Below are 1,258 nucleotides of genomic sequence, written 5' to 3' on the forward strand. Positions count from 1 at the left end.
GTGTTGTTCACGTCCCGCCGCCGAACGGCGCTCCGCTCCCTGCGTATCGGCCGACCGGGCCGGACCCCCATTCACCGGAAGAAAGGCATTACAGAACACACTATTTGAGTTTTTGACCAACTTTGCCGCGAGTACTGATCTTGTTTTGACACCCGCTCTCGAAGGAGTGATGATCCTTCTGACCATCCGCGTGGGGAAGAGACGGATGTGCGCCATCGCGCCCGACCCTCATGCGTCAACGCACCCCGGGGAGGCTCAGCGTGAGGTTGCCGCCGGATACGGGATCCGCCTCCGCTCTCCCCCGGCCGGAACATCTCCCGGGCCGCCGGAAGTCCACACCGGCCGGCGATTCCTCCCCTCGTCCGGCGGAGGGTTCATTCCTCTTCCCTTTCGCCCTTTCACCTCATCGGCCCATGACGCGATAGCTCATCCGGCCTCACTCCGGAAAAGCGATCTCGCGGCCCTCTCCGCACGAAGGGGGCGATTCACCGGCGTGAGCGGGCATGGTGAACGGATAGCGGCGGAGCACCGCGGCAGGGCGGAATTCGGCGCACTCAGGGGGATGATCAAACTGTATCTCGAAGAACGCGACGACGAACGGAACCGTCTTCGCTTTCTGCTCGACGGCTGCCGGAACTCCCGAGGGTCCGTCGCCTGGGTCAGCGGCCCCCCGGCCACGGGAAAGAGCACCCTGCTCGACGTCTTCGCCGAGGACGCGGCGGCGTCGGGCGCCATGGTGCTCAGAGCGAGCGGACTCCCGGCCGGGGAGGAGCCGGCCATGGGCGTGGTCCGGCGACTGCTGTACGGCGTGCCGGGCCTCGCCCGGGGCGCCGAGCCCGTCGCACCGCGCGGGCAGGACGGCCACCGCCGGGAAGACCGCCCGGCGGGGGCGCTCGGCGCCCGGGAGCTGTGGGCCGGGGCTCTGACGGCCGCCGGGGAGCGCCCGCTGGTCGTCGCCGTCGACGATGTCCAGCTCATCGACGAGGAGTCCGCTCAGGCGCTGGCGTTCCTCGCCCGGCGGATCCGTTCGGCCCGGGTGCTGCTGGTCCTCGCCGAGACCGCGCCGCGCCGCGCTCCCTCCTCGCTGCACGACCAGTGTCTGCGGCTGCCGTACCACCGGAGGCTGCGGCTGCTGCCGCTGTCGCGCGCGGGGACCCGGCGACTGGCCGAGCGACGGCTCGGCGTCCCGGTGCCCGCCGCGTTCGCCGCGTCCTGCTACGAGGCGACGGGCGGCAATCCCCTGCTGCTCGGGGCTCTG

General features: G+C 70.6%; 1 protein-coding gene. It reads left to right on the plus strand.

The annotated features are described in order from the left end of the window. Positions 1–562 precede the first annotated feature (562 nt). On the plus strand, positions 563–1,258 hold a 696-nt coding region (locus FF041_RS38135), incomplete at its 3' end, for an ATP-binding protein (protein ID WP_194292163.1).

Source organism: Streptomyces jumonjinensis (assembly GCF_009600885.1).
GTDB lineage: Bacteria > Actinomycetota > Actinomycetes > Streptomycetales > Streptomycetaceae > Streptomyces > Streptomyces jumonjinensis.